Below are 4174 nucleotides of genomic sequence, written 5' to 3'. Positions count from 1 at the left end.
CCTTACCTTACCTTACCTTGTACAGCCTCCCAATGCAAATATTGGTAAAAATAAATTGCTACTTCTATACAGAAGAGACTTTAATTTAAAAAGTGACCTCTAGAAAATTAAGGTAGAGGTTAAGGTAGAAAATAAGGTAAAAATAAAGGTGAATTGAAAAAATAAATAGTCATTTTTTAGATGTTTGTCTTGAATAAAACCGCAAAAAATCCCATATATCACATAGGGTTAAATATTTTCACGTTCTATTTATAAAATGATGAAAATTAATCAATTTATTTTATCTTTGCAAAAAATTGATAAAAAGCGATCAATCTGTTCATAAGTAAAAGCTGTCAACTGACACAAAACAAACAACTTTTTTTCTAAAGCGTTGATTTTCTTTTAGAATAGAATTAATAAAAATCTTAGCCCCAAGATAATTATTTTCTTCCATGTCAAAATTTTATTGATGGAGTATTTCTAAAATGACAAATTTAAATGTTTTTGATCAAAGCTACGGTCTCTATATTAATGGTCAGTGGACGCAAGGAACAGAAGGTAAATTATTAACTTCTTATAACCCTGCCAATAACCAACCACTAGCTACTTTTGTAGATGCGTCTAAAGAAGACGTAGATGCAGCTGTTCAAGCTGCAACCGAAGCTTTAAAAACTTGGCGTCTTACAAGTCCAATTGAACGCGCAACCATTTTAAATAAAATTGCTGATGTAATTGATGAGAATCTAGAGTTATTTGCAATGCAAGAAACTTTAGATAATGGTAAACCAATTCGTGAAACTTTAAACGCAGATATCCCTCTAGCTGCTGACCACTTCCGTTACTTTGCGGGTGTAGTTCGTGCAGAAGAAGGCACAGTAAAAGATTTAGATGAAGAAAACTTATCTATTATTCTGCAAGAACCTATTGGGGTAGTGGGACAAATTATTCCTTGGAACTTCCCATTCTTAATGGCAGCTTGGAAAATTGCGCCAGCATTAGCTGCAGGTTGTACAATTGTTATCCACCCATCATCAACTACTTCATTAAGCCTATTATCTTTAGCACAAAAAATTGGTCACTTATTACCACCAGGTGTATTAAATGTAATTACTGGTAAAGGTTCAAGATCAGGTCAGTACATGCTTGAACACAAAGGCTTTAACAAACTAGCGTTTACAGGTTCAACAGCAATCGGTCGTCAAGTAGGCTTAGCTGCTGCTGAAATGTTAATCCCTGCAACTCTAGAGTTAGGTGGTAAATCTGCAAACATCGTATTTGATGACGCTCCATTTGAAAAAGCATTAGAGGGTGTACAAAAAGGTATTCTCTTTAACCAAGGTCAAGTGTGCTGTGCTGGTTCAAGAATTTTTGTACAAGAAGGGATTTACGACAAATTCGTGGAAGCTATGGTAAAAGCTTTTGAAAGTATTAAAGTAGGTTTACCATGGGAACCAGACACTGTAATGGGTGCGCAAATTAACCGTCCACAAATTGAAACTATTGAAAAATATGTTGCTTTAGGTAAAGAAGAAGGTTGCCGTGTGTTAACTGGTGGTAAACGTTACACTGAAGGTGCTTTAAAAGATGGTGAATTCTATCACCCAACTTTACTAGAAAGTGATAACAACAGTTTACGCATTAACCAAGAAGAGATCTTTGGTCCAGTTGCGACTGTAATTAAATTCAAAACTGAAGAAGAAGTTATTGCTTTAGCAAATGACAGTGAGTATGGTCTTGGTGGTGGGGTTTGGACAAACAACATCAACCGTGCTTTACGCGTAGCTAAAGGCGTACAAACTGGTAGAATGTGGGTTAACTGCTATAACCGTTTTGATGCAGGTACTCCATTCGGTGGTTACAAAGCTTCAGGTATCGGTCGTGAAACTCACAAAATGATTTTAAAATCTTACACGCAAGCTAAAAATATCTACATTAGCTTACGTGAAGAAAAAGAAGGTTTCTACTAGAAACCAGCCAATCCTCGGTTTCAAGAGGAACCAAAAACCTAAAATAACTCTAATTTAACATTTTAATTCATAAGCCTCGGAGAGCAATCCCCGAGGCTTTTTAATTTATATTATTAGCAACGTTTGTAATGTTTGTAACTATTTGAGTTACTTTGTTCTGACACTGATTTGCATGTGTCTTATAAGGAGCAATCTTTGATTTGAGCACTATATTGGATTTGAGCACTAGGATTTGTATACTCTTCTAGTACCTAATCTTTAGATTGCTTAAGTACTTAAGCCCTAAATTGTTCAAGATCAATTTGTTGTTCAAACAACTCTGCCAGTTCACTTTGATGACAGACGCCAATTACCAAACTTTGCGGTAACTGCTCTTTAAGCATAAGGTAAAGTTGACGAGCACTTTGGCTATCTAGTTGATTAGTGGCTTCATCAAGAAAGATAACCTGCGGTTGTTTAACTAAAGCTCGAGCTAAGCTTAAACGCTGTTGCTCTCCTCCTGAAAGAATTTGTTGCCAATTTTTAACCTCTTCAAGTTCTGCTTGTAAATGGCTTAGTCCAACAAGCTTAAGTAGGTTTAGAGCTTGCTGATGGTCAAGTTCTTCGCTAGGATAAGAAAGAAGATTGCGTAAGCTATCTTTAAAAACATACGGTTTTTGCGGTAAAAAGAGATAGCTTTGCCCAGCTATTTCAACTTGTCCTTGGTAATGTGGGTTTAACCCCGCTAGGGTGCGTAGAAGTGAGGTTTTACCAATTCCACTTGCCCCTTGAAGTTGATACCAACCTTTACCTTTGAGGTTAAAGTTAACCCCTCTTAGGAGTGGACGTTGTTTGTTATTACAAAGTTCAAGGTTACGTACCACAACTTGCGCTTGCTCTTGCGGGTGGTAGTTAAATTGCTCAGCTTGCGCTTCAAGCTCTTGCAGTTTTGCCTGAAAGGTTCCAAGACGTTGGACTACAGCAGCCCATTTAATAATGGTTTTATAGGAATCAACAAACCAGTTAAAACCATCTTGGACATTGGTAAAGGCACTACGTGCTTGCATCATACCCCCAAAGGTAATTAACCCCGCCAAGTACATAGGTAAGGTTGCAAGTAGCGGAATAAACAACGTAATACGTAAGGTTGTTGCTGAAAAAGTTTCAACTTTTACCTCACGGTAAATTAAAGCTAGCCAGTTAGTTTTGATTTGCGCAAAATTGTTATTGAGGGTTTGCTTCTCACGAGCTTCACCACGATAAAGGGCAATAGCTTCACTAGCCTCTTGTAAACGTATTAGTTGAGCACGGTAGTTAGCCTCACGATGTTGTTGCTCAACATTAAGAGCTTGTAGTTTATAACCAACCATGTGCATTATTACCGAACAGAGAAGTGAGTAAAATAAAGCTACCCAAACTAGATAGCCATGCACTTGGAGATTAAAACTAAAGTTGCCAATTTTCCAATAGAGGGTAAAGATGTTTGACATGCTCCACAAGATAGCGACAAAGCTAACTAGTCTAAAGATGTTCATAAAGAGACCACGTAGCAAGTCAATGGTGTAGTTACACAGAAGCATAACATCTTCAGCAATTCTTTGGTCAGGGTTGTCAATATAACTAGCCTCTTGTTGTAAACGGTAATGGTTATGATGAGCTAGCCATTGCTCTTGTAATTGTTTGGTGAGTGCTTCTCGCCAGTAAAACATTAAGCGCTTACGTAAGTAGCTGCCAATAACTACGCAAGCAACAATGATCCCGATGTAGATAAAGTATTGTCCAACCAGTTGCCAGATAACATCTTTTTCTAGGGCAGCAAGAGCGTCATAGAACTCTTTGTTCCAGAGAGCAATGTAAACCGAAGTTTGCACAATAATAATACTTGTGGCAAGGGTGCTAAGGAACAAGAGCCAAGGTCGCCAAGCACTCTTTTGCCACCAAAAGCTACGTGCTAGTTGTCCAAAATATGTTAGAGTTTGCATGTCTATTTCTGTTGTTGCAAAAATACCAAAGAGCTTGAGGTTTTATCTCGCCTTTGGTTTTTACTTTTGCGTGGTTTTTTGCTTTTGTCTCTATTTTTCTCTTTGCCTTTGTCGCTGCTTGTGTCTTTACTCTTGAATTACTTTTGCCTTTGTCTCTAGCCGTAATTCCGTATAATTATATGACCGCAGACGTTTATTCTACAGCTTAAATATAGATAATTACGGTAATTTTGTTACACTTTAGACTACTTTTATCGAAAGTTA

The 4174-nt window shown here is 37.3% G+C and carries 2 protein-coding genes; one reads left to right on the top strand and one right to left on the bottom strand.

Going from position 1 to position 4174, the window contains the following annotated elements; all coding sequences use genetic code 11:
- The first annotated feature begins 467 nt into the window (after positions 1-467).
- Positions 468-1949: an aldehyde dehydrogenase family protein gene (locus CKF54_RS07325; protein WP_119525701.1), complete on the top strand. Its 1482-nt coding sequence runs from the start codon at positions 468-470 to the stop codon at positions 1947-1949.
- Between the two features lie 275 nt (positions 1950-2224).
- Here CKF54_RS07325 and CKF54_RS07320 read toward each other — a convergent pair whose 3' ends face one another.
- Positions 2225-3910, bottom strand: a complete 1686-nt coding sequence (locus CKF54_RS07320) for an ABC transporter ATP-binding protein/permease (protein WP_119525700.1) — start codon at positions 3908-3910, stop codon at positions 2225-2227.
- Positions 3911-4174 lie beyond the last annotated feature (264 nt).

Origin of the sequence: Psittacicella hinzii, assembly GCF_003585885.1 — a bacterium.
In the GTDB taxonomy this organism is placed as follows: domain Bacteria; phylum Pseudomonadota; class Gammaproteobacteria; order Enterobacterales; family Psittacicellaceae; genus Psittacicella.
Note: the sequence above shows the minus strand (reverse complement) of the source record. Positions and strands in the feature narration are given on the sequence as shown.